This window comes from Dolichospermum sp. LEGE 00246 (assembly GCF_015207865.1).
Taxonomy (GTDB): domain Bacteria; phylum Cyanobacteriota; class Cyanobacteriia; order Cyanobacteriales; family Nostocaceae; genus Dolichospermum; species Dolichospermum heterosporum.
Genome location: NZ_JADEWA010000642.1, coordinates 1 through 2,181 on the forward strand (window position 1 = coordinate 1; position 2,181 = coordinate 2,181).

Sequence of the window (2,181 nt, forward strand, 5' to 3'; positions counted from 1 at the left end):
ATCTTGTGCTTAAAAAAAATATTAAATTAGAAATGCAAGGACTTATTCGAGCTATTATGGGTATATCAACAGCTATTATTATATTAATATTGGCGGAATTTAGCTATCAACAACTATATAGTAATACTGCCAATGTATATGATCAGGGTAATCAAGGAAGTGTCAGAGTGACATTATGGAAAAATGGCATCACTGCAATCTCTTCTTCCCCTTTATTTGGTCTTGGTCCTGGCGCTCATTCAGGTGAGACTAGACCTTTTTTAGATGAGGAAGCACACAATACGTTTATAGATTGGGGTAGTAGTTCTGGAATTGTGGGAATAATAGCCTATATTTCATTACTAGGATGGATAGGTTGGCAAGCATGGAAAAAGCAATCATTCATCATGTTCGCAGCCGTTATATGCTTAACGATATTTAGTTGCTTTCACTATGTATTACGACAGCCAATTTTTTGGTTTTATTTACTATCTATAAACTCTTTAACTAACCAGACTTCCAAAACTAAATCTCAAATTTATAAAAATCAGAGGAAAATAATAAATGTGTGATACAACTGATTTCAATAGTAATCAGAGACATACAACATATTGTAAGTAAATGAGATACAAATTTTAATCACAAAACCTTTTATATAAAAGGTTTTACGGTTGATAGCTGTTGTCAAGCTTTTTTCCCCTCCTATAAAAATAAGTTCCCATTGTTAGGTGATATATGTTGATTTATCAAAAATTAGCTAAGATGTTTTTCCGCAAATTTCGTTTTTGGTTATTTTGGAGTTTATTAAGCTTACTGATTATACAATCTCTCCACTTTAGCCAATCAGTTACCATATCGAAACCTCAAGTTTATTTCCTAAAGAGTCAATCTATAACCTCTAAAAATACATCTAATGCCAATGTGTCCGGCAATAAATTACATACCATGCAAATATTAGATAATGACATAAAAAACATTGTATCTGTTAAAAGATTTGGTGCTAAAGGTAATGGTGTTAATGACGATACTAAGGCAATTCAAACAGCAATAGATACAGTGTATCAGCAAGGAGGAGGAGTAATATTATTCCCTGAAGGCGTTTATATAGTAACGTCTGTAATTCTCAAAGATAACATTACTTATCAAGGATATGGAGCAACTATTAAACGACCAGATAAACAAGGAAAGTGGACTCGAACTTTCACTACTAATTATAGTAGTCAGAAGAATTCTCAACCTTTAATTATTCAAGGGTTTACCTTTGATGGTAATAGCCAAAATCAAGGTCATTACAAAAAATATGAATTAGAACAAGCGCATCTGATATTCTTGACTGCTGACCCTGAACTTCCTGGTAAATTGCAAGTATTTATTGAAGATTGCAATTTTAAAAATGGGGTTGCTGATGGAATCTCTGTATATACAAATGTTGATGTTAAAATCAATAATTGTCAAGCTATTGATGTATTTCGAGGTGGGTTTGTCTTAACTGGTGGAAATTCTTCGGCTGAAGTTTATAATCTGACTACACAAGGCAAAATTGATCCGACCGGAATTGATATTGAAGTTGATGGACGAGGTTATGGAGAAACATTAAAGGTAGATGTTAAACTTGAAAACCTAAACCTAATTGATGGGGATTTTGATATTGCTGTTGATGAAGGTTCTACAGTAATTGGGAATAATATCATTTCTGGCAATGCACCTTTTTATATTTTTAGCTTGAATTCAACAATGAAATTTACGAATTCTCAATTTAAAATTGGTGCAGCGGATACTTACATGAACAAGATTTTATTTCCTCATAATGTTACATTTAAAAATTGTCAATTCACTATCACGAGAAAATTAACAGGCGAACAATACGATTTTTTTGCTGGTGCTGATATTTGGTGGCAACACCCTAGCTTTTCTAATCAAACTAACCAGCGACTGGTATTTGATAATTGTGACTTCAACATAGATAAAAATATTCAGAAAACTGATCAAGTTTATGCAATATATCTCCGCGAAGATCAAGAAGTAAACAACAATCGTTTAATTGTCCGTGGGGGCAATATTTCCAAAGATTTTTTAGTTCCTATTCTTAGGGAATAGCTAATTTTCAACAGATTAGATCGGCGAAAATTTACATACAGCGATTTCCAATCATATAAGGTACATCTTAGCCCCCTTCATCCCTTGCGGGGAGGGGGTTGGGGG

Annotated in this window: 2 protein-coding genes; both read left to right on the forward strand. The window is 33.2% G+C overall.

Annotated features, from left to right (window positions below):
- A partial coding sequence (locus tag IQ228_RS25010) for an O-antigen ligase (RefSeq protein WP_228044072.1) occupies positions 1–551 on the forward strand: 551 nt, incomplete at its 5' end.
- Positions 552–714: 163 nt separating this feature from the next.
- On the forward strand, positions 715–2,076 hold the full coding sequence (locus IQ228_RS25015; RefSeq protein WP_027403387.1) for a glycosyl hydrolase family 28-related protein: 1,362 nt from the start codon (positions 715–717) through the stop codon (positions 2,074–2,076).
- Positions 2,077–2,181 lie beyond the last annotated feature (105 nt).

What these genes read in the sequence shown, in the direction of transcription:
- IQ228_RS25015 (WP_027403387.1), top strand. Translation starts at nt 715, where the DNA reads ATGTTGATTTATCAAAAATTAGCTAAGATGTTTTTCCGCAAATTTCGT.